Annotated in this window: 20 protein-coding genes; 15 read left to right on the top strand and 5 right to left on the bottom strand. The window is 59.7% G+C overall.

The annotated features are described in order from the left end of the window. Nucleotides 1-17 precede the first annotated feature (17 nt). Nucleotides 18-2,996: a molybdopterin-dependent oxidoreductase gene (locus LJ655_RS15685; RefSeq protein WP_230562164.1), complete on the top strand. Its 2,979-nt coding sequence runs from the start codon at nt 18-20 to the stop codon at nt 2,994-2,996. Nucleotides 2,997-3,006: 10 nt separating this feature from the next. Continuing rightward, complete coding sequence (locus tag LJ655_RS15680) at nt 3,007-3,927, top strand: 4Fe-4S dicluster domain-containing protein (protein WP_230562163.1); 921 nt, start codon at nt 3,007-3,009, stop codon at nt 3,925-3,927. A gap of 193 nt (nt 3,928-4,120) precedes the next feature. On the opposite strand, the gene LJ655_RS15675 is transcribed toward LJ655_RS15680, so the two are convergent. The 3 genes from LJ655_RS15675 to LJ655_RS15665 form a co-directional block, all read right to left on the bottom strand. Beyond that, nucleotides 4,121-4,528: an Hsp20/alpha crystallin family protein gene (locus LJ655_RS15675; protein ID WP_230562162.1), complete on the bottom strand. Its 408-nt coding sequence runs from the start codon at nt 4,526-4,528 to the stop codon at nt 4,121-4,123. A gap of 12 nt (nt 4,529-4,540) precedes the next feature. Then, entirely contained in the window at nt 4,541-4,975 is a 435-nt protein-coding gene (locus LJ655_RS15670) for an Hsp20/alpha crystallin family protein (protein WP_230562161.1), read from the bottom strand. Between the two features lie 273 nt (nt 4,976-5,248). Continuing rightward, nucleotides 5,249-5,632 carry a hypothetical protein gene (locus tag LJ655_RS15665; protein WP_230562160.1) on the bottom strand — a complete coding sequence of 128 codons (384 nt, stop codon included), beginning with the start codon at nt 5,630-5,632 and terminating at the stop codon, nt 5,249-5,251. A 248-nt stretch (nt 5,633-5,880) separates the two neighbouring features. On the opposite strand from LJ655_RS15665, the gene LJ655_RS15660 reads away from it, so the two are divergent. From LJ655_RS15660 to LJ655_RS15650, 3 genes are all read left to right on the top strand, one after another. Continuing rightward, nucleotides 5,881-6,321, top strand: a complete 441-nt coding sequence (locus tag LJ655_RS15660; RefSeq protein ID WP_230562159.1) for an Hsp20/alpha crystallin family protein — start codon at nt 5,881-5,883, stop codon at nt 6,319-6,321. 15 nt (nt 6,322-6,336) lie between these two features. Next, on the top strand, nt 6,337-6,744 hold the full coding sequence (locus LJ655_RS15655; protein ID WP_230562158.1) for an Hsp20/alpha crystallin family protein: 408 nt from the start codon (nt 6,337-6,339) through the stop codon (nt 6,742-6,744). 157 nt (nt 6,745-6,901) lie between these two features. Continuing rightward, nucleotides 6,902-7,465, top strand: a complete 564-nt coding sequence (locus LJ655_RS15650) for an Hsp20/alpha crystallin family protein (RefSeq protein WP_230562157.1) — start codon at nt 6,902-6,904, stop codon at nt 7,463-7,465. A 297-nt stretch (nt 7,466-7,762) separates the two neighbouring features. Here the strand turns inward: LJ655_RS15650 and LJ655_RS15645 are convergent, their stop codons facing one another. Beyond that, on the bottom strand, nt 7,763-8,740 hold the full coding sequence (locus LJ655_RS15645) for a LysR substrate-binding domain-containing protein (protein WP_230562156.1): 978 nt from the start codon (nt 8,738-8,740) through the stop codon (nt 7,763-7,765). Nucleotides 8,741-8,897: 157 nt separating this feature from the next. On the opposite strand from LJ655_RS15645, the gene LJ655_RS15640 reads away from it, so the two are divergent. The 9 genes from LJ655_RS15640 (at nt 8,898) to gmhB (ending at nt 17,035) form a co-directional block, all read left to right on the top strand. Then, nucleotides 8,898-10,079, top strand: a complete 1,182-nt coding sequence (locus tag LJ655_RS15640) for a M20 aminoacylase family protein (protein ID WP_230562155.1) — start codon at nt 8,898-8,900, stop codon at nt 10,077-10,079. A gap of 38 nt (nt 10,080-10,117) precedes the next feature. Then, complete coding sequence (locus LJ655_RS15635) at nt 10,118-11,305, top strand: porin (RefSeq protein WP_230562154.1); 1,188 nt, start codon at nt 10,118-10,120, stop codon at nt 11,303-11,305. A 77-nt stretch (nt 11,306-11,382) separates the two neighbouring features. Next, complete coding sequence (locus LJ655_RS15630) at nt 11,383-12,687, top strand: MFS transporter (RefSeq protein ID WP_230562153.1); 1,305 nt, start codon at nt 11,383-11,385, stop codon at nt 12,685-12,687. A 125-nt stretch (nt 12,688-12,812) separates the two neighbouring features. After that, on the top strand, nt 12,813-13,196 hold the full coding sequence (locus tag LJ655_RS15625) for a BON domain-containing protein (protein WP_230562152.1): 384 nt from the start codon (nt 12,813-12,815) through the stop codon (nt 13,194-13,196). A gap of 732 nt (nt 13,197-13,928) precedes the next feature. After that, a complete protein-coding gene (locus LJ655_RS15620; protein WP_230562151.1) occupies nt 13,929-14,114 on the top strand; it encodes a hypothetical protein in 186 nt (61 codons plus the stop codon). An 18-nt stretch (nt 14,115-14,132) separates the two neighbouring features. Further along, nucleotides 14,133-15,179 (top strand): GHMP family kinase ATP-binding protein, encoded by a 1,047-nt coding sequence (locus LJ655_RS15615; protein ID WP_230562150.1) that lies wholly within the window; start codon nt 14,133-14,135, stop codon nt 15,177-15,179. Further along, a complete protein-coding gene (locus LJ655_RS15610) occupies nt 15,176-15,757 on the top strand; it encodes a D-sedoheptulose 7-phosphate isomerase (protein WP_425605812.1) in 582 nt (193 codons plus the stop codon). Before LJ655_RS15615 ends, LJ655_RS15610 begins: the two co-directional genes overlap by 4 nt. Then, entirely contained in the window at nt 15,754-16,485 is a 732-nt protein-coding gene (locus LJ655_RS15605) for a nucleotidyltransferase family protein (RefSeq protein WP_230562148.1), read from the top strand. Before LJ655_RS15610 ends, LJ655_RS15605 begins: the two co-directional genes overlap by 4 nt. Beyond that, on the top strand, nt 16,475-17,035 hold the full coding sequence (gmhB, locus tag LJ655_RS15600; protein WP_230562147.1) for a D-glycero-beta-D-manno-heptose 1,7-bisphosphate 7-phosphatase: 561 nt from the start codon (nt 16,475-16,477) through the stop codon (nt 17,033-17,035). The genes LJ655_RS15605 and gmhB overlap by 11 nt, the downstream gene beginning before the upstream one ends. On the opposite strand, the gene LJ655_RS15595 is transcribed toward gmhB, so the two are convergent. Further along, on the bottom strand, nt 16,995-18,266 hold the full coding sequence (locus LJ655_RS15595) for a glycoside hydrolase family 71/99 protein (protein WP_230562146.1): 1,272 nt from the start codon (nt 18,264-18,266) through the stop codon (nt 16,995-16,997). The genes gmhB and LJ655_RS15595 overlap by 41 nt on opposite strands. A gap of 199 nt (nt 18,267-18,465) precedes the next feature. Here LJ655_RS15595 and LJ655_RS15590 point away from each other — a divergent pair, with 199 nt between their 5' ends. Further along, the gene (locus tag LJ655_RS15590; protein WP_230562145.1) at nt 18,466-20,706 is read left to right on the top strand and encodes a polysaccharide biosynthesis tyrosine autokinase; all 2,241 of its coding nucleotides are present in this window, start codon (nt 18,466-18,468) and stop codon (nt 20,704-20,706) included. Nucleotides 20,707-20,793 lie beyond the last annotated feature (87 nt).

Below are 20,793 nucleotides of genomic sequence, written 5' to 3'. Positions count from 1 at the left end.
CCACCCAGGATCGAACGATGAAACGACAGGTCCTCAAGACCATTCTGTTTGCCTTGCCGAAGGTTCTCGACTTCACGGGCCGCCGGTTTCCCGACTATCGCGACCGTCTGGGCGAGCGCGATCTGGTTGCATGGATCGGGCTGATGGATAACAGCATCGGTCGCTATATCGAGATCAGGAACGGCCGGGTTCGCGCGCTTGCCGATGGCCGCCGGAAGGCGGACGTGCGCATGGCATTCAAGGACGTCGCCACTGCGCTGAAGTTCCTGTCGCCACGGCAGGACCACGGCGCGATCATTCATGCGGCGAAGAACTTCAAGGTGGTCACGGAAGGCGACGACCCGTTGCTCGTCTGGTTCATGCAAACGCTGAACATGATGCAAACCGTTGGCCTGCCGATGGGCACACGGATGCGCGACGGCACGCAGCGTTATACGACGTGTACGAATGGCGGCCCCTTGTTCGTCTACGTGAAGGCTGGCCGCATCGTTCGCGTGACGCCCATCGATCTCGACGACACGGACGCGCCGAGCTGGAAGATCGAAGCGCGCGGACGCCGATTCAGCCCGCCACGGCGCGGCCTGGTTGCGCCTCACGCGCTGTCCGTGAAGTCGCTCGTGTACTCGGACAAGCGGATACTTCATCCGATGAAGCGCGTTGACTTCGATCCGGATGGCGAGCGCAATCCGCACAATCGCGGCAAGTCCGGCTATGTGCCGATCAGTTGGGACGAGGCACTCGATATCGTCGCGCGCGAGATCAACCGGCAAAAGCGTGTTCACGGACCGGGCTCCATTACGTTCCCGATGTCGTCGCATCATCAGTGGGGCAATATCGGCTACTACCTCAGCGCGCTGACCCGTTTCGCGAATCTGATCGGCTTTACGCGCGTCGCCGCCAATCCGGACAGCTGGGAAGGATGGTACTGGGGCGCGATGCATCACTTCGGCAACTCGATGCGCGTTGGCGTGCCCTCAGGGTACGGCGGGATCGAGGACTGTCTGAAAGAAGCGGACATGATCGTCTTCTGGTCGTGCGACCCCGAGAGCACCAACGGTGCCTACGCGGGATTCGAGGGCACGCCGCGCCGCCTGTGGGCCAAAGAACTGGGGATCGAGTTCGTTCACATCGATCCCCACTGCAATCCGACAGCCCAGTTGCTGGGCGGACGCTGGATCCCGGTGCGGCCGCAAACCGACGCGGCGCTCGCAACCGCAATCATGTATGTGTGGGCAGTGGAAGGCCTGTACGACGCGGACTACGTCGCCGCCCGCACGACCGGCTTCGACGAATGGCGCGCGTACTTGCTGGGCGAAACGGACGGCGTACCGAAAACCCCCGAGTGGCAGGAATCCGAGACCGGCGTGCCGGCCAAGGACGTGCGCGCACTGGCGCGCCTGTGGGGCCAGAGGAAGGTCTATCTCGCGGTTGGCATGAGCGGGGCTGGATTCGGCGGCGCGGGGCGCGGCGCGACCGGCGCGCAATGGGCGCGTTGCATGGTCATGATGATGGCGATGCAGGGTTGGGGAAAGCCGGGCGTCAATTTCGGCTGTCTCCAACTCGGCGCTCCGCATGACCTCCATTTCTATTTCCCGGGATACGCGGACGGCGGCATGTCCGGGGACCTGGCATGGACCGCCAACGCGGTGAACAACTACCAGCGCATGCCGCATATCCTCACCATGAACCCGGTCAAGCAGATGGTGCCGCGCCAGCAATTGCCCGATGCGATCATCGATGGTCACGCGACGGGCTATCTGTGGGACGGTATCTCGCAGGAAGCCCAGTTCGCGCCGTTCAGCTACCCGATGCCGGGCTATTCGCCGATTCACATGATCTATCGCTATGGCGGATCCGCGTTCAGCACAGTCACGAAATCGGGGCGCTGGGTCGACGCCTATCGGCATCCGAGCATCGAGTTCGTGGTCAATCAGTCCATCTGGATGGAGGGCGAGGCGCAGTTCGCCGACATCATTCTGCCGGCGTGCACATCGCTCGAGCGATGGGACATAGGCGAATGGTCGAATTCCGGCGGCTACGCGCATCATGGCTATAACACCGTCAATCACCGGATGGTGACGTTGCAGCACAAATGTATCGAGCCTTTGGGCGAGTCTCGCTCTGACTACGATATCTTCACCGCCATCTTGAGCCGCCTCGGTCTGGGCGGCGTGTTCACCGAAGGCTGCGGTGAACTCGATTGGGTCAAGCGGGTGTTCGAATCGTCGGATCTGCCCGATCACATTTCGTGGCGCGAGTTCTGTCGCAAAGGCTATTTTGTCGTTCCGCCGGAGAAGCCCGAATTGCGGCACCCGGTCGATATGCGCTGGTTTGCCGAGGGCCGTCGCAAGGATCTGCACGAGCCTCATCCGCTGCCGTCGCAGTACGCCGAGAGATTCGGCGAGGGCTTGCAGACGCCGAGCGGAAAGTTCGAGTTCGTGCCCGAGCTGCTCAGGCGGCACACCGCAGACAATCCCGAACGGCCCCCATTGAACCGCTATATCCCGTCGTGGGAGGGGTTGCGCTCTGAACTGGCCGCGCGCTATCCGCTGCAACTGATCGCGACGCACAGCCGCTACAGCTTCCATACGCATTGCGACGGCAAAAGCTCGTCGGTCAACAGCGTCGAAGATCATCGCGCACTGATTGGCGGCCACCGCTTCTGGCTGCTGCGGTTAAGCGCCAGCGACGCGGCGATTCGCGGCATCGCACATCGCTCGCTCGTGAAGGTGTTCAACGACCGGGGCGCCGTCATTTGCGCGGCCGACATCTCGCCTCTCGTCACCTCCGGCGTGGTCAAGTCGTATGAGGCGAGTGCCGAGTTTCAATTTGTCGAGATCGACGGCGAGCGCGTCGAAATAGGCGGCTGCATGAACCTGCTCACCCCCGATCGGCCGCAAACAGCGGGTACGAGCAGCATGAGCCCGAATTCATGCCTGGTACAGGTGGAAAAATGGAAAGGCGCCGACGCGTTCATGCTCGGTCGCGCAGCGTAAGGAGTGCGAGATGAGCAAGTGGAACCTGGTGATCAAGGTCGGGCAATGCGAGAACTGTCACAACTGCGTGATCGCCGCGCGCGATGAGCATGTCGGCAACGACTACCCCGGTTACTCGGCGCCGGCCTCCGCCGAAGCGCAGAGCCCCATCCGCATTCTGCGTCGGGTACAGGGCGACTCGCACATGGTCGAGACCACGTATTTACCGGTCATGTGCAATCACTGCGACGACGCGCCTTGCATGCGGGTGGGCGGCGACGCGGTTCACAAGCGCGCCGACGGCATCGTCATCATTGATCCAGAGAAGGCGCGCGGCCGCAAGGACATCGTGAAGGCCTGCCCGTACAAGGCGATCGTCTGGAACGAGGCATTGCAAGTGCCGCAAACCTGGATTTTCGATGCGCATCTGCTCGACCAGGGTTGGCAGCAACCCCGATGCCAGCAGTCCTGCCCCACGGGAGTCTTCGAGACCGTGAAGCTCGACGACGAAGCGATGGCGATGAAAGCGCGACGCGAAGGGCTCAAGGTCTTGCGGCCGGAATTGAAGACCCGGCCTCGCGTGTGGTACAGCGGTCTCGAGCGGTGGGAAACCGTCTTTATCGGCGGATGCGTGAGCGCACGGGTCGACGGCGTAGTGGACTGCGTCGCCGGCGCCGACGTGACGCTGTATGCGGGGCAGCAGAAAGTGGCGCATACGGTGTCGGACGCGTTCGGCGACTTCCGGTTCGCAGGGCTGGCGAAAGACAGTGGCCGCTATCGGGTGGAGATCAGTCATCCGCTCGGCAACGCGTCGCGGGAGTGCGAGCTCGGCGAAAGCGTTTTTCTCGGCGAGATCGGCCTCGTGCAGCCGGAGAGCGCGGTGCGGGCCGCCCTTGACGCGAGTCACGGTTTGGCACGAGGCAGGTGTGCGGCGCCCACGTCGCGCACGTAACCATCCGTGCGACTGTCTGGATGCGCGTTACCGTGGGCGAGATAGTCGTCGCGGGTATCGTTGCTGCCGGAACGGCAATACCATCGCGAAAGGCTCCTGCCATTCCGGGTCAGAAACGTGAAGGCAAACGACGGCCGTGGAGCCGGCAACTGCCAGCTCCATGGACTTTCGGACTTCAAAAAGCACCGTCCCCTCAGCCCACCGTGACGTCGATGCGACGCGGCTTCGCCTCTTCGCGGCGCGGAATCGTCAATTTCAGCACGCCGTCTTTCAAGGCGGCTTCGATCTTCGACAGGTCGAAGTCGTCGCTGACCGTAAAGCGTCGCGAGAAGAGGGGCGCCCGCACCTCGGCATGCGACAGCTGCAGGTTCGGCGGCACCGCAACCACCGATTCGGCGTCGATTGTCAGGTTCCCGCCATGCACTTTGATGTCCAGCTTGTCCTTGGGCACGCCCGGCAGATCGGCGTAAAGCGTGACGGCGTGGCTGTCTTCGAAGATGTCGACCGCCGGCGTCAGCGTGACGCGAGAGCGTGCTTCGTCCGACGCCGCACGTGCCACCGCGCCCTGGTTGCGTTCAGCGACTTGCGTGTTGTCACTCATGATGTCACCTCGCTACTGAACAGTAATGGCGCGCGGTTTGGAGGCTTCGCGCTTTCCGACTGAAATCAGCAGGCAGCCATCGACATAGCGGGCCTGCACCTTGTCCGGGTCGGCTTGCTGAGGCAGTTCGATGACGCGCCTGAACGAGCCGTTGAAGCGTTCCTGCGCGTACTGCCGCGTGCCCTCGGCTGCTTCCTGGACCGTCCGTTCGCCGGCAATGGAGAGCAGCCCCTTTTCGATGGAGATATCGAATTTGGCGGGCTCGACGCCAGGCGCGAAGGCGACGATCTCGATCGTGTCGTCGGTCGTGCCGATGTTGATATGAGGAAACGTGCCGAATCGGCTTGAGCGAAGGCTGGATGGGAAGCCGCCGAACAAACCGGACATCTGGCGCTGGAGGCGGTCCAGTTCGCCAAAGAGGTTGGTTCCGAAGTAAACGTCACTCATGGTCGCTTTCTCCTTGACGGCGAGGAGACGAACCGGCGACGCGATTCAGTCCGGTTGTCCCGTGCCGCGACGATCTTGGTTGAACACGCAGCGCCCGCGAATCAGATTCGCGAACGACTGCCTGAGCGGTACGGAAGATAGGTCGCGAAACGTGGTTTTCAAGGGCTCGCAAGCAAATATTCGCCGAACGGTCGACCAGGCATCGGCGACGCGCTCCGCCAGCTTGCGGCAGGCGCGCGTTACCGGGGTCCACGCTGCCGTCCTGCCCGTTGGCTACTGGATCGGGGGCGCCGTGCCGAGCTTTTCGGCCAGCATCCGCTCGTACACGCCGAAATGCAGGTCGACCTCCTTCTGCTCGACCGGCGTGACGTTGATGTTGATCTGCTCCGGCAACAGGCCGAGCACCACCGCGATCGCGGCCTCTAGTTGCGGCGCACAAACCTTGTCCTCGGTCATCGTCGTGCCGACGAGCACATCGTAGGTTTTCTCTTTTTGGCAGACGACCTCGACCAGTCGCGCACGCGCGCTCATGTTGTTGTCGATCGCAATGCGGATGACGTCCACCGCCGTACGCATCGATTCGGTCGGAAAGCCTTTCGTCGAGCGCAGCCGTACGCGGTGCCGGCCGAGCGTCAGCCAGTCGGTATCGAACTCCATGATGTCCTCCGTTGGGGCTTCATTTGCCACGCGATGATAGGAGCTGGCAGAGGATTTTCAAGAGCGGAATTTCGCTTTCGCACCTTGAATTTTCCGCCGGATTACCTATGTTATTTTTCGCTCAGGCAGACGCGCGGCCGGTACCCGGCGGTGCGCTGCGTGTTTCGATTTGTTTGCCAGGCGTTGGCAGGCGAACTGGAGCGCGTAGGCCCGTTCGCCTCCATGCCTCACTCGGGGAGAACAGCATCATGAGCGATTTCTTTTTCGGCACAGACCTTTTTAGCGAGTTCGACCGTCTGCAGCGGCAGATGGATAGCCTGTTCGGTGCTTTTCCGTCCAGTCTTCGGGCCAGCCGCTTCGGTACTTTTCCACCCGTCAACATCGGTACGACCGACGATTCGATCGAGATCGTTGCCTTTGCGCCGGGTGTCAATGCGGCGGGACTCGACGTCTCGATCGACAAGGGGCTGCTGACCATCAGCGGGGAGCGCAAACCCTCGCAGCCGGACCTTAGCGACGAGACGCGCAGCTACGCACAGGAGCGTTTCGCCGGCACGTTCCGGCGTGTCGTCGAACTGCCGCAGAACGCCGATCCCGACAAGGTTCAGGCGCGCTACGAAAATGGAGTTCTGTCGATCACCGTCGGCAAGCGCGAGTCTTCGAAGCCGCGCGCCATATCCGTCCAGTAATCTGAGGAGCCCATCATGAGCGACACCACTGAACTCACTGAACGCGGCCAATCCGCTGTTGCACAGGGGGAAGAAGGCCGATCCGCTCGCCGGGTAACGATCAGCCCGGCCGTCGATGTGTACGAGGATGGCCGCGGCGTGACGCTGTGGGCCGATCTGCCCGGAGTGACGAAAGACAAGCTCGACGTAAAGGTCCATGACGACCATCTTTCGATCGAGGCTGAGGCGGTCGTTCGCGTCCCGCCAAACCTCCAGTTGCAGCATGCCGAAGTGCGGGAGCCGCGCTTCGCGCGCACCTTCCTGCTGAGTGCCGATTTCGACGCCTCGAAGATCGAAGCCAATTTGCAGGATGGTGTGCTCAAGCTGACGATCCCGCGTCGCGAAGAAGCGCGCCCTCGCCGAATCGAGGTGCGCACTAACTAAAAGTGCGGGCATCAGCGAAAAAGCCCGGGGGAGGCTGCCTAACCGCAGCCTCCCGACTGAGGCGGCCCGTATGCGGCACGTCGATTGCAAGTGGGCAGCGGAGTCGCGGCTCGAGCGAAATACCCGGCTCTGCTGCCGCACCGTCGAGGAGGACACGATGAATACCGACCGGAAAAAGTGGAATCCGTTCAGGTTCCTTCGGGGCGCGGGGCGCAGGCCCGACGCGGACAGCGCGGAGGGCTCAACGGCGAGCGAGCAGTGGCGCGCCTCGTTGCCTGATATTTCCAAGTTCTTATTGCGCGAACCGTGGCGTGCAGTTGAAGAGTTCCTTCACGATCCGTTCGCGGGCCGCGGGGCTCTGGAGCGATGGTTTGGCGACTTCAGTCCAGCGCGTTTCCAGCCGCGCATCGACGTGGTCGATGAAGGGCAACTGCTACGTGTAACCGCCGAGCTGCCCGGAATGGAGCGGGAGGATCTGAACGTCACGGTGGAGGACGGCGCGCTCGTGCTGCGCGGCGAGAAAAAACAGGACGTGCGTAGCGAGGAGGAAGGCTGCTACCGCCTTGAGCGCGCCTATGGAAGCTTCGTGCGCACGATTCCGATGCCGGAAAACGCCGACCCCGATCATACGCTGGCGAAGTTCGAAAACGGCGTGCTCACATTGACCATACCGAAAGCGGAACCGTCGCCCTCTGCAGGCCGCACGATCGATATTGGCTAGTGGCAGGCAAACCGCGTGGGCAGCGGTGGGATATGGGGCAAAGCGGGCCGTTAGCTCAGCTGGCAGAGCAGCGGACGTTTAGTCCGTTGGTCACTGATGAGAAAACTGAGAGGCGCTTTCATACCGAACCGCCAAGCCGACCGATAACGCGGTGGAGACGAGGCTGGCGCTCCAGCCGGCTAGCTGACGCGCAGCGTCGTGTCGATACGAGTGCCGCGTTTGATAAAGAGTCTTGCGAGTCCACCGCGGCGACCCGCAGCACGCTCTTGGCCACGTCCGGTCCAACAGTCGCTACATTCAAGATGAACATGCGTTCGCCGTGGAAGTCACGGCTCTCGCCGGGCAGCGGGAGTCGTCCATCGCATCAGAACCCGCACCGGGGCCTTGAGCGTTCGCTGCGTCCATGATGCAGCGAATGAAATACTCAGACGGCCGCGTGAGGATCGCGCTTTCGCGTTGTATAAGCCGGAGTTTCAAATTGCGCGACGCCTGTATGAAGTCGAGCGTGCGGAACTGTTCGCGCAGATTGACAGATTCAAGCGCGTGCGCCGACCACGCGACGACCGCATCGATCGTGGTCGCGAGACTATAAAGAAGCGCTTGAGATGTGCAGAGGGTCATGCGGTGCGGCGCCGGCAAGCCATGCTGTTCGAACAACTCGGCAAGATAGGCCGGATACATGCTGGTGGTGTCAGAGAATAGCCACTCCGCGTCGCACAGATCTTCCAGCGATGTCGCCTTCGCCAGCAGACCGTTTTGCCTTACCGCAAATGCAGTTGGGAACGTCGCTATGTCGACGTACTGGATAGCCGAACCGGAGACGACTTCCGAGGACGTTGCCAGCGCAAAATCGAGCGTGCCTTGGCGCAGACTGTCGAGCAATGTAGAGGGCGGCTGTTCGAGAAAGCGCACCGTCACGTGAGGCATGTCCTGACGAAACCGCCGATACGCACCCGGCAGCAGGGTCAATGCGCTGACCGGCGTTACGCCAACCGTGACAGTCCCTTCCAGCGCCCCGCGCTCCCACGCCATCTCCTCCTGGGCTCGCGCCAGTTCACCGACAATCAGCCGTGCACGACGTAATAACGAAGCGCCAGTAGGCGTCAGCGTCACGCCGCTCGCATTGCGCGCAAGCAGCGTAATGCCAATATCTGACTCGAGTTCGCGAATGGCTTTAGTAATTGCCGGCTGGCTGACAAACAGCAACCTCGATGCGCCAATGATGCTGCCTTGATCTGCGACCGCCACCAGCGCTCGGAGTTGATGGAGTTTCATCGATACCCAATGCCTCTAAAAGTTGGCCTATAACCTGCCGTTATAGACATCAAACTTTATCATTATTTTGTTCATACCGCCCCCCTTAGACTGCGCCTCAATTCGCGTTGAGTTGGACTCATCGCGCGGTATTGCAAACTGACAGAGGAGGCGCGTGTTGTCCCAGACTGTAAATATTCATCCAGAGATCCGCGAGCACACGGCGGAATTCGTCGAATTGCGTCAGCGCATCCATTCTCATCCCGAGTTGGGGTTCGAAGAAGTTCAGACGAGCCGACTGGTTGCACAGAAGCTGCGTGACTGGGGTTATGACGTAACCGAAGGAATCGGTGGCACCGGTGTGGTGGGGCAACTGAAAGTCGGCAATGGTTCACGCAAGATCGGCATTCGCGCGGACATGGACGCGTTGCCGATCACCGAGGGCACCGGGCTGCCCTATGCGAGCCAGGTGCAGGGCAAGATGCATGCGTGCGGTCACGATGGTCATACCGCGATTCTGCTGGCGACCGCCCACTACCTGGCGCGTACACGTCGATTCAGCGGCACTTTGAACCTCATCTTTCAGCCGGCTGAAGAGGGTTTGGGTGGGGCGCTTCGGATGATGGCGGACGGCCTCTTCAAGCGATTTCCGTGTGACGGAATATATGCCCTCCACAATGCGCCGGGATTGCCGGTTGGGAAGTTCGTCGTGCAAAGCGGGGCCATGGCGGCTTCGTCAGACGCCGTGACGATCACATTGCGGGGTAAGGGCAGCCACGGCGCCATGCCTCATTTTTCTCGCGACCCGGTCGTAGCAGCCGCAAGCATTGTCATGGCGCTCCAGACCATCGTATCGCGCAACATCTCGACGGCAGACGCGGCAGTCGTCACCGTCGGTGCAATCCAGGCTGGCACGGCGCATAACGTGGTGCCGTCGACCGCCACAATCCTGGTGACGGTGCGTACGCTCAACAGAGAGGTTCAGACGCTGATCGAATCGCGCCTGCGTGAGATCGTCGAGTTTCAGGCTCGCAGCATGGGCGTAGAAGCAGAGATCGACTACAAGGCGATCTCGCGGGTGCTGATGAATACCCCGAAGGAAACCGCCCTTGCACGCGAAGCAATTGCCGCGATTGTCGGCGCGGAAAATATCTTTCCCTTGCCGCCTGGAAGGATGGGCGGCGAAGACTTCTCGTGGATGCTCGACGAGGTGCCCGGTTGCTATGTCGCGCTCGGCAACGGTGCCGAAGGCCATGGCAGCTGCATGCTTCACAACCCTGGCTATGACTTCAACGACGAAGCGTTGCCGATCGGCGTCAGTTATTGGGCCCGCCTGGTCGAACAGTATCTGACCGCATGACACCCGCGGCCGACACCCTACTAGAATAAAAACCCAAGATGAAATACAAGAAAATTGTCTGTGCTGTGGGAATCGTATGGTTCTCTCACGCGGCTTACGCGGACTCGTACATCCAGTCGACCCTGTCCACGTTACCGCAATTCAATACCGCTCTTCTAAACAATGGAATATCGCTCTATGGTGTCGCCGACGTGGGCATCAACTATCAGAGCGTTGGAGGAAAAACGCTCTGGCAGACGCAGAGTGGTGGCGTGCATACATCGCAGTTTGGTTTTTTTGGTCGAGAAGATCTGGGCGGCGGCCTGAAAGCCGAATTCAATCTGGAAAGCGGCTTCGAGCTTAACAATGGCAGCCTGCAAACGAGCCAGACGATATTTGATCGTGAATCATGGGTTGGCCTCAGTTCGACGACATGGGGCGCTCTGCGCGTTGGACGTCAGACGACTGCAAATCTGCCGGAGTTTGCCGATCCGTTTGGAGAGGTGGTGACGAACTCCGTCGTTACCTGGCTTGCGGGCGGCGCGGTCCAGACCAGAAGGGGTATCGGCTACAACGCCGATCTGGGCCCGGGGTCGAGCCAGGTGCTCGTCCGCGAGAGCAACGCGGTGAGTTGGACTACCCCTCGTGTCGGAGGTTTCGGAGCGACATTCCTGTATGCGTTCAATGGCACACAGGGTGTCAGCCCCTATGCCTCGAATCAAGGTGTCGTCGCCTCATGGACGAACGCCTCTCTGTACCTTGCTACGGCCTATAACCAGGTGTGGAGCGCGCCCGTCGCGACGGCCTCGGGGAAGCAAACCGTGCGTAACGACATATATGGCGTCGCCGCCATCTACGATGTAGGCACGTTCGTGTTGTCGGCCGCGTTCAATCAGGTGGCGCCGAATCTCGCCGGCAACGGTATTGCACGTTCCTATATGTTGGGCGGGACTCTGCCCTTCGGGCCTCATGCCCTGCGAGCGTCGATCGTCTATCGCGACACCTCCGGTGTACGTGATAGCGCGGGGCGGCCAGCAAAAGATTCGGCGCTGGGTGTGATGCTCGGTTACGACTACAACCTGTCAAAACGTACGGGTCTGTATACTCGCGCGGGCTTCATCCGGAATTACGGCATCTCGTCCGTCATCCTGAACGGAACGCCGTTGCCCACTCAACCGGGCTCCACAGCGCCCGAGCAGGGCACGACTCCGCTGACGGTGTCTTTGGGCATGTACCACAAGTTCTGAACTCGAGCATAACGATCCGACGCTGGGAAGGCGCCCGCGCAGAGGGGCGCTTTCCCAGCGCGATTTCCAGCCTTTATATGAAGATCTCCAGTTCTACCAATGCACCGCCGCACATACAGATACCCGTCCGCACGGCAAATACGGCCATGCAACGGCGGGTGATCGTGGCAACGGCGCTAGGCAATGCCCTCGAAATATTCGATTTCACGGTATACAGTTTTTTTGCTGCACTCATCGGCAAACTCTTTTTTCCGGTCGATGGCCGGTATGGCTCGCTTCTCTTGTCGTTCGCAACGTTTGGGGTCGGCTTCGTGATACGGCCGATTGGCGGAATCGTGCTCGGCGCCTACGCCGATCGCCGGGGCCGCAAGGCTGCGATGACGCCAACCATACTTTTGATGGCGCTGGGCACGGCTATCATCGGCTTGACGCCGACCTATGCGCAGATCGGCCTTGCGGCGCCGCTTCTGATTGTCGGTGCGCGCCTGCTTCAGGGTTTCTCGGCTGGCGGTGAGGTCGGGGTTTCGACTACGTTCCTGATGGAGTCAGCCGCTCCAGGTACGCGCGGCTATCTGGTCAGTTGGCAAATGGCAAGCCAGGGCGCCTCGGCACTTGCTGGCGCGCTGTGTGGCTTCGTGCTGACCCACGTTCTACCCGCGGACGCGCTGGAAAGCTGGGGATGGCGGGTCCCCTTTCTGCTTGGACTGATCATCGGCCCGGTGGGCCTGTATATTCGCCGCCACCTCAACGAAACGCACCACGCCCTACCTGTCAGCGACAGCCGCGTCGTAGAGAGAGCACGCTACGACGTGCGCCGTCTCGTCCTCGGTACGCTGCTGATGCTGGGCGGCACGTCTTCGATGTACATCGTGGTTCTCTACCTGCCGTCATATTTGATGACCGTTGTGCATCTATCCGCGGCAAATGCATTCTTGCCGAGCGGGGTTGCCGGTCTGATCCTGATGATGGGCTCACCGCTATGCGGCAAGCTCACCGACAGGCTCAAGCGACGCAAGCCAATTCTCTATGTTACGAGCGTGGCCGGCTTACTGGTACTTTATCCAGCCTTCGCGGTGATGCTTCGGGCGCCGGCCATGACCACGATCCTGCCGGGCGTGGCGATCATCATCGTTCTCAAGGTTCTTTCCAGTCCGGGCGGATTTCTTCTGTTGATGGAGAGTTTTCCGCGCGAAATCCGCGGCCGCTCTCTGGGCATCATTTATAGCCTGGGCGTAACGCTTTTTGGCGGCTTTGCTCCCTTCACTGTGACATGGCTGCTTAGTGTGACAAAGAACCCCTATGCGCCAATCTGGTATATGGGCGCATGTGGACTGATCAGTCTGATCGCTCTCATGATGTTTGACGAACATGTCGCCGATTGACTGCACCGTTGCCACCGCAGCACGGTAATGCAGGTCAACCGCATCAAGGAAAGGAGCGATGCTGCTCACGCATACTCGCAGGAACCATGTGTGTTTATTTCAAATCCAGCAAGCGGAGAAAATGCATGAGACTCGTTCAATTGGTTAACCTGACAGGCGGCACGCTCGTCGTGCTCGCTTGCCTTGGTGCAAATGCACAGCCGACAAGCGCAAGCGGCCCGGCATCAGTTGCATCGAGCGCCGTTCAAAGCGCAAAGGAAGTCAAGGCAGCAAACCGGCAGCTTGCCAAAGATGTTCGCCACGCTTTGAGGAACGCAAGGAGTCAGGGGCTTAGCTTTACTAACATCAAAGTCAAGGCTAATAACGGTGCCGTTCTATTGAGCGGTAGCGTGCCCGATCCGGCACAGATCGACCTGGCGATCGCCGTCGCGAAAAGCGTGGCCGGCGTGGAGTCGGTTAGCAGCAGACTCGTGGTCCGTAGCGAGATCAGCGGGTACGGCGCTCAGTAGTTTCGCGGTATCGCCTGCGGGGGGCTCCGCGCCCCATGCATCTATAGCAAAATCGTAGTCTCAACCGGTTGGCAAGACGAGCTTGCGAACCGTTGGAAATCGGCGCGCCGAAAGGGCGCTGCAAAAGCCGACCCGTGAGGGTCGGCTTTTGCGCTTTCTTCAGCTACGCAGTAATGTCCCAATCGAAGCGTTCCTGCGGTCGCTCAAGCGTACTAGCGACGGGTAAATTCAACCGGCAGATGTAATGGTTGCTGGAATCGTTCGGCTGCGGCGATATCGCCGTCAATCAACGTGAAATAGCACCCCCCACATCGAATTCCGAAAGTCGCGCCATCCGCATTCTCGGCCAGGCATGTTATCGCAGATGCCATTGAAACGACATGCTGATACGAGTCAGAGTTCATGACGGCATGATGAATAACGACCCTACGAAAAACCGTGTGACTCTGCACAAAAGAACCAGTTTCCGTATCTCGTTCACCCATTCAAGACATCTGCCGCACTCGTTAGTCATCGCTATCGGGATCAGCTCCAAACCCCCGCTCAAAAAAGCAGGCAGGCGGGTTGAATCCACGGCCTGGCCTCAGGGGTTCACTCCAACACAACCCCTCGACGTGGAGCAGTCCTTGGTTGGCGTACACCGACTTAGCGGATTGTGTGCGACGGCGCACCAATGCGGGGATACGCGTATAGCAGAATGCATCCTCAAATGTTGCCAGATGACGATCATGTTTGCCGCAATTCGACGGGATCTTTGCGGAAAAAAATACATCGCTATCCGAAATGAAGATCATTCGTGGCAAGGAATTACAAACGATGGCGCCACGTCCTGCCATTCAACAATTCAAAAAAGAGGAAATGACTGTGGAGTACTTCAAAGCGACGACGTATGGAATCAGCACGCCTGGAAGTGGTTAAAAAGAGAGACTGGAAATAATGACCGACTTTGTCGCCCGTTCAAGGGCACCACTGCGATTGGGGCTCGCAGGCGGCGGCACCGACGTGCCGCCTTACTCCGACCGCTTCGGCGGCCTTGCGCTCAACGTCACGATCGATAAATTCGCTTACGCATCCATCGCGCCGCGCGATGACGCGACTATCGAGCTCGTCGCCGCCGATACGGATATACGATGGATAGGCCCCGTCGCGCCACAACTCCATACACGCGACGGCCTTGCCTTGCATGTGGGTGTCTATAACCGGATCGTCAGAGATTTCAACGGTGGCCATCCGCTTGCCGTGACCGTTACAACATATTCTGAGGCGCCTCCGGGTTCCGGTCTGGGATCGTCATCGACTATCGTGGTGGCACTCGTGCAGGCTTTCGCCGAGCTGCTCTCGCTACCGCTCGGAGAGTACGACATCGCATCGCTTGCGCACGATATCGAGCGTGTCGATCTCAGCCTTGCCGGCGGCAAGCAGGACCAGTACGCCGCCACATTCGGCGGCCTGAATTTCATGGAGTTCTACGGCGACCGGGTGATCGTGAATCCGCTGCGCATCAAGCAGGAAACGAAGGCCGAAATCGAGGCTTCGCTCGTGCTGTACTTTACGGGCGTCTCGCGCGAATCGGCGAACATCATCATGGAACAAAGCGCGAATGTGGTGAGCGGCGAAGGGCAATCGCTTGCTGCGCTTCATCGCGTCAAGGAAGAGGCGGTTCGCATGAAGGAGGCGGTCCTGAAGGCCGATTTCAATGCATTCGCCGCATCCCTGCGCGATGGCTGGGAATCCAAGAAGCGCATGGCGAAGAGCATTTCCAATCCGAAGATCGACGAGCTTTATCGCATCGCGGTGAACGCGGGCGCGAAGGGCGGCAAAGTGTCAGGTGCAGGCGGCGGCGGTTTCATGATGTTCTTTGTCGATCCGGTTGATCGCCCGAGGCTCATGCGTGCATTGCGCGCGAATCCAGATCTGAATGGCAGCGTCCTTAACTGCACCTTCACCGATCTTGGCGCACAGTCATGGAGAAAGTTCAGATGAGCATGAGCGTACGAGAAGAAATCGCGAAGAGTGCGGGGATACTGCAAGCGATTGCCGCCGATGAAGGTCTGATCGAGCGCATACAACGCGTCGCGGCGCGCATTACGCAATCTTTTCGTGAAGGCAATAAGGTTCTGCTTGCAGGCAATGGCGGAAGCGCAGCGGATGCGCAACACATTGCAGGCGAATTTGTGAGCCGTTTCATGTTCGATCGCCCAGGTTTGCCCGCCTTTGCGCTGACGGTCGATACGTCAGTGATGACGGCCATCGGCAATGACTATGGTTATGAAAGGCTTTTTGAGCGGCAAATTCAGGCGGCTGGCAGAGCTGGCGATGTTTTCTGGGCCTATTCGACATCGGGACGCTCGCCCAACATTCTGCGCGCTCTGGAAGCGGCGTGCGCTGCCGGCCTGTATACCGTGGGCTTCACCGGCAATGGCACCGGCGCTGCAATGATGCGCGAACGCTGCGAAATCTTGCTCGACATGCCTTCCTCCGAAACGCCGAAGATCCAGGAAGGGCATCTCGTGTGCGGCCATATCATTTGCGGTCTCGTTGAAGAGGAGATCTTCGGATGAGCTTGCCGCTGCCATGCCTGATACTTGCTGGCGGCTTTGGCACGCGGCTGCGCTCCGTGCTCGGCGACGAATGTCCAAAAGCGCTTGCGCCGATTGGCGGCCGGCCGTTTCTCGGCTGGTTACTGCAAGCGCTTGCGCGGCAAGGCGTTCCTGAAGCCGTGCTGTCGCTCGGGTTCGGGCGGGACAGCATCAGGGATTTTGTCGCGTCATCGCGTCCGGACATCGCCGTATCGTTTGTTGAAGAGCGCGAGCCGCTTGGCACCGGCGGTGCCATCGTCCATGCGTTGCGCGCGTACGGCGCCCCTGCGATGCTAGTCCTGAACGGCGATACGCTCTGTGAGGTCGATCTGAACGCTCTAAGCGCGCATTTGCAGGAGGCGGATGCGGACATCGTGATGGCCGCGACGCACGTTGCCGACGCCTCGCGTTACGGTACCATCGATATCGACGCGAAGACCGGCCGACTTGCCGCATTCAAGGAAAAGCACGAAGGCGCGGGTTTGATCAATGCGGGTGTCTATGCGATAGATGCCACGCGTCTGCTTTCGCGCGATTTCCCCGAAAAATTTTCTTTCGAACGGGATTTTCTCGAGAAATCCCTCAGGTCGGTTGATGTGCGCGTGTACGCGCAGGTCGGTGAATTCATCGATATTGGCGTGCCGCAAGATTATGCGCGTGCGCAGACGTTGATTCCGCAGCTCTTCCGGGCGAGCGTCGATGAAGCGTAGGGCGCTCTTTCTCGACCGCGATGGCGTTATCAACGAAGACTTCGGCTATGTGCATCGCAAGGAAGACTGCGTTTTCATAGGCGGCATTTTTGAGCTCGTGCGCACGGCAAACCGGGCCGGATATCTGGTCGCCGTCGTGACGAACCAGGCGGGCATCGCGCGCGGCTATTACACCGAAGCCCAATTCGGCGACTTCATGCGCTGGATGCAGGGCGAGTTCTTATCTAGACGCGCACGAATCGACCGCGTCTACTACTGTCCGCACCACCCGGAAGCGGGCGTGGGTGAGTTCCGCAAGACGTGTGCTTGCCGAAAGCCGCAACCCGGCATGCTCGAAGGCGCACGTGGGGAATTCGACCTCGATATGCAAGCTTCGATTCTGGTCGGCGACAAGGAGTCCGATATGGATGCGGCACAGCGTGCGGGAGTCGGGCGGCGGTACTTGTTTGCATCACGCGGAACGGTTGACCAAGAACACTGCATAGATTCGCTTGGCGTCGTGGAGCGGATTATTTCCCGCGAATTGGCCCCGTCACCGTATTCTCGATAAACGGTTTACCGACGGTTTTGATGAAATACGCTTGAGCTGATGCATCGCTCAGGGAAATCGAGGTGGTCGTGGCGGGATAGCGTCCGACGAGTTCGAGCGCGCCACCGTCAGCTTGTTTATAGAGTTCGAGATGATCGACCGTCTCGGGGTAGCTCACGCTAAGAGTCAGTGTTTGCCCGGCGCGCCGTGCATCGGTTTTCGTGCAAGTTGCGATGCCCGTTTCGAGCGCGCTGCCTTCTTCGTAGTCGTTCCACGTCACGAGTTGCAGGAAGGGCAACTGATTGTGCGCGCTGTAGTGCTCGTTGAGCAGCTTAAAGGTCTGCAGCCAGGTATTGCCACAATCCTGCGGAAGCAGGTGCGCAGACGCCGCGGCCCACGGCGCCTTCGAATCGTCAAAGCCTTTCCATGCGCCGCCCACCGCGATTTTCCAGGGCAGGCTTGTCAACGTGTTGTAGAAGACATTCAAGCCTTCGAGATCGGCGGGATCGCCCCGGTATTTTGCTTTGGAGTCCGCTTGCACCCAGACAAAAGCGCCTTGACTGCCGGGCAGATTGAGCCCGTGCGCATGGATGTGAATCCAGACGACCTCTGGATGCGCAGCCTGAATGCGCGCCCAATCGGCTTGGCCCACTGCTTCCATGCCGAATTCAAATGCGACCGGCCGCCCGTGATAGCGCAGATATTGGCGAGATGGAAAATATTCCCTGGCGACGTAATCCAGATGGTGAAGTATGGTCTGCGTGAGATCGCAGCCCTTGCACGCATTGAATTTGAATGCGCCGCTGTCAATCATGATTGAAAACGTCAGCTCGGGGAAATCCGCGAGGATAGGCATCGACGCTTTCCACGCCTTGTCGACGAAGTGACCCTCGCCATACCAGTCGACGATGAGACCGTCGATCCCGCGCGAACGCATGTCGGCAAAGGTACGCCGGGCCTGGGCGGGATCGTCGGAGCGATAGCCCGCGTCCAGCCCGCGTGGATCGGGTCCCCACCACGGCAGATAGTGCGCGAGTACTTGCGTCGTGCTTCCGGGATAAAGCAGCGTATGGACATTGATCTTGGAGATGGATGCGGTTCCCGGAAGGTTTCCGTTCGAAGAGCCCTTGAAGCGAAGGCTGCCGGATGTATTGGGCGCGCTCAAGGCTGACGGAGCATCATCAGCGGCGAACGCCGTCCATGCGCTCACTGAAAGCAGAGTTGCAAGCAATATCCGTTTGAATGTCTTCATGGAGCCTGCTTGAAGCGAACCGAATGCGGAATGGCGAAAGATTAAAGCAGATGAATAAAGACGCTGTGTTGGGTGGACAACAGATTCGGGGGAATAGGCTGTGGTCTCATGCTGTGACGTACTTATCTCCTGCTGACGGACCACGGCGGGTCAGCGCGTACTTTGCGTCAATCTGTCAAAAGAACAACGGAGTCAACGAATGGACCTCCACCGAACCCCGCCGTATGAGCGTGACATCTTCGATCTGCGGGGGGAAAGCGCTCAAGACGGCGTAAAGCTGTCGTCTGTCGACATGCTGGAAAACCTCATTGAGCGGAAATGGATTTTCCTTGGCGTTTTCTTCGGCTGTGTGATGCTGTCGATCGCGTATATCGTGTTTTCCTCGCCGGTATATCTTGCCGATGCATTGATCCAGGTGGAGGAGCGCAAATCGAGTCCGCTCGGCTCGCTTTCCGATGTGTCCCGAGCGCTGGACGTGCAGGACTCTCCTATCGCCGGGGAACTGGACATTCTGCGTTCGCGCGAGGTGATGCTCAAGGCCATGGACACCGTGGCGGCGCAAGCGGAAGTCTCGGTCAAGAATTCCGTGCCGCTGGTCGGCGGGTTCCTGTCGACCATTCTGCCCAGAGAGCCGAACGGACTGGTCGAGGCGCCCTTCGAACAGCCGCACTGGGCGTGGGGTGGCGAGCATGTCGTGTTCAGAGCCTATGAAGTGCCGGACGATCAGATCGGCAAGAAGCTCGAGCTCGATTTCATCGGAGATGGCAAGTGGACGCTCAAGGACAGTGATGGCCGCGAGACGTTGAGCGGCCGCGTCGGCACACCGGCTCAAGCAAACGGCTACAAGGTCGATATCGAGGAGATTCTGGCGCGCCCGGGTACCGAGTTCACGGTCAAGCGCGTGCCGACACAAACGCGCCTCGAGCAGATTCAGAAAGTCTTCAGCGCTGCCGAGACCAAGCGTCAGTCTGGCGTAATGCAGCTTTCTTACGAGAACGTCAATCCCGTCTTTGCTGCGCGTTTCGTCAACGCGCTCGCGGCCGCCTATCTCGATTCGAACAGCAAGCGCCGTGCTGCCGATTCCGAACGCAGTCTTGCGTTCCTGAATTCGCAGTTGCCCATCGTGAAGGAGCGCGTGCAAAAAGCGGAGCAGGCGCTCAACGATTTTCGAAACAAGGAAGGCACGATAGACGTTCAGGGCGAGGCCAAGAATCTGCTCGACGAATCCGCGCTCATCGAGAAGGAGCGACTCGAAGCAAGACTGAATTACGAAGACTTTCGGCAGCGTTGGAAAGAAGGCCAACCGCAGCTGATAGCGGTAGAAAACAAATTCAAGGCACTGGATCAAAAAGCCGCGGAACTGCAGAGCCGTATCGCGAGCTTGCCCTCGATGCAGCAGCAATACCTGCGCCTTGCACGCGATGTCGAGGTGAACAACCAGCTCTACGTGGGCTTGATGGACAACGCACAGCAATTGCAGATCGCCGAAGCAGGCGCGGTGGGCAATGCGGCGCTCGTCGACAAGGCGCTGGTTCCCGTCAAGCCAGTCCGTCCGAAGAAGGCGATCGTGCTCCTGCTTGGCGCCGCGTTTGGCGTCGTGCTGGGCTTCGTCGTCACGCAACTGATTGCGCTTTTTTCTGGCCGCATTCGCGATCCGAAGCGGCTCGAATCGATGGTCGGCATTCAGACGCTGGGCGTCTTGCCCATCTCGCCGCATCAACTTCAGGCGAGCAGTGCGAATACTTCGCGCTTTATGCTCAGCCATGAGCAATCGGATACGCCGCTCGTCGAGGCGATCGATTCCCTCGCGCATTCCTTGCAGCACAAGCTGGAATCGAAGGAAGGGTCGAAGGTCGTGCTCTTGACGTCGGCCGTGCCGGGGCAGGGAAAGTCAATGCTCTCCGCGAACCTCGCCTACCTTTATGCGGAAAGAGGCCTGAAGACGCTCGTGATCGATGCGGACATGCGCCGTTCCGGGTTGCATCGCTATTTGCCGATCAATCGCGAAGACGGTTTGTCGAGCGTACTGCAAGGCAAGCTCGACGCGATCGAGGCGATCAGCCAGCCGTTTGAGACTTTGCACGTATTGCCTGCGGGCAGGCACGTACGCCAGGTGCGCAATCTGCTCGGTTTCGAGCGCCTTAAAGCTTTGATCGAATCGCTGCGCGACCACTACGACATGATCTTGATCGACTCTCCCCCAGTGCTGCCGATGGCCGACGCCGTTGTTCTGTCCAAGGTGGCCGACGCCACTATCTTCGTCGCCCGTCAAGGGATGGTGAGTTACTCGGAAGTGAGCGAATCGGTGTCGCGGCTAAACAAGGTGGGCACGGAAGTCGATGGTTTGGTATTCAACGGCTTCGATCCATCGCCGCTGCGCTACGCCTATTACTCCGACGCATACAAATACCCGGACGAAGCGACGGCAAGACTCGAATAAAACGGCGGCGTCGCTAAGCGCCTCATGAAATACCGTTCGACGCTCGCCAGAATTTCATCGGCCGGCTTGCAGCGGTGAATGGCCAAT

This window comes from Paraburkholderia translucens, assembly GCF_020881035.1.
Classification (GTDB): Bacteria; Pseudomonadota; Gammaproteobacteria; order Burkholderiales; family Burkholderiaceae; genus Paraburkholderia; species Paraburkholderia translucens.
The sequence above is the reverse complement of the archived record's forward strand: the minus strand, read 5'-3'. Positions and strand labels throughout refer to the sequence as shown.

Excerpts from the sequence above, each read along its gene's own strand:
- LJ655_RS15685 (WP_230562164.1), top strand. The coding sequence starts at position 18 with ATGAAACGACAGGTCCTCAAGACCATTCTGTTTGCCTTGCCGAAGGTT.
- LJ655_RS15680 (WP_230562163.1), top strand. The coding sequence starts at position 3,007 with ATGAGCAAGTGGAACCTGGTGATCAAGGTCGGGCAATGCGAGAACTGT.
- LJ655_RS15675 (WP_230562162.1), bottom strand. The coding sequence starts at position 4,528 with ATGAGTGACAACACGCAAGTCGCTGAACGCAACCAGGGCGCGGTGGCA.
- LJ655_RS15670 (WP_230562161.1), bottom strand. The coding sequence starts at position 4,975 with ATGAGTGACGTTTACTTCGGAACCAACCTCTTTGGCGAACTGGACCGC.
- LJ655_RS15665 (WP_230562160.1), bottom strand. The coding sequence starts at position 5,632 with ATGGAGTTCGATACCGACTGGCTGACGCTCGGCCGGCACCGCGTACGG.
- LJ655_RS15660 (WP_230562159.1), top strand. The coding sequence starts at position 5,881 with ATGAGCGATTTCTTTTTCGGCACAGACCTTTTTAGCGAGTTCGACCGT.
- LJ655_RS15655 (WP_230562158.1), top strand. The coding sequence starts at position 6,337 with ATGAGCGACACCACTGAACTCACTGAACGCGGCCAATCCGCTGTTGCA.
- LJ655_RS15650 (WP_230562157.1), top strand. The coding sequence starts at position 6,902 with ATGAATACCGACCGGAAAAAGTGGAATCCGTTCAGGTTCCTTCGGGGC.
- LJ655_RS15645 (WP_230562156.1), bottom strand. The coding sequence starts at position 8,740 with ATGAAACTCCATCAACTCCGAGCGCTGGTGGCGGTCGCAGATCAAGGC.
- LJ655_RS15635 (WP_230562154.1), top strand. The coding sequence starts at position 10,118 with ATGAAATACAAGAAAATTGTCTGTGCTGTGGGAATCGTATGGTTCTCT.
- LJ655_RS15630 (WP_230562153.1), top strand. The coding sequence starts at position 11,383 with ATGAAGATCTCCAGTTCTACCAATGCACCGCCGCACATACAGATACCC.
- LJ655_RS15625 (WP_230562152.1), top strand. The coding sequence starts at position 12,813 with ATGAGACTCGTTCAATTGGTTAACCTGACAGGCGGCACGCTCGTCGTG.
- LJ655_RS15615 (WP_230562150.1), top strand. The coding sequence starts at position 14,133 with ATGACCGACTTTGTCGCCCGTTCAAGGGCACCACTGCGATTGGGGCTC.
- LJ655_RS15610 (WP_425605812.1), top strand. The coding sequence starts at position 15,176 with ATGAGCATGAGCGTACGAGAAGAAATCGCGAAGAGTGCGGGGATACTG.
- LJ655_RS15605 (WP_230562148.1), top strand. The coding sequence starts at position 15,754 with ATGAGCTTGCCGCTGCCATGCCTGATACTTGCTGGCGGCTTTGGCACG.
- gmhB (WP_230562147.1), top strand. The coding sequence starts at position 16,475 with ATGAAGCGTAGGGCGCTCTTTCTCGACCGCGATGGCGTTATCAACGAA.
- LJ655_RS15595 (WP_230562146.1), bottom strand. The coding sequence starts at position 18,266 with ATGAAGACATTCAAACGGATATTGCTTGCAACTCTGCTTTCAGTGAGC.
- LJ655_RS15590 (WP_230562145.1), top strand. The coding sequence starts at position 18,466 with ATGGACCTCCACCGAACCCCGCCGTATGAGCGTGACATCTTCGATCTG.